Raw genomic sequence first — 202 nt, 5'->3', positions numbered from 1 at the left:
GTCGCCGGGATCATCAAGATGGTCATGGCGATGCGCCACGGCACGGTGCCGCGCACCCTGCACGCCGACGAGCCGTCGTCGCACATCGACTGGTCGGCCGGGGCGGTTTCGCTGCTGACGGAGACCGCGCCGTGGCCCGAGACCGGCCGGCCGCGCCGCGCGGGGGTGTCCTCGTTCGGCATCAGCGGCACCAACGCCCACA

The 202-nt window shown here is 73.3% G+C and carries 1 pseudogene; it reads left to right on the top strand.

Annotated features, from left to right (window positions below):
• Window positions 1–202, top strand: a pseudogene (locus G3I65_RS32620) (ketoacyl-synthetase C-terminal extension domain-containing protein); the annotation flags it as partial.

It is taken from the genome of Amycolatopsis sp. SID8362, assembly GCF_010550475.1.
Lineage (GTDB): Bacteria > Actinomycetota > Actinomycetes > Mycobacteriales > Pseudonocardiaceae > Amycolatopsis > Amycolatopsis eburnea.
The sequence above is the reverse complement of the archived record's forward strand: the minus strand, read 5'-3'. Positions and strand labels throughout refer to the sequence as shown.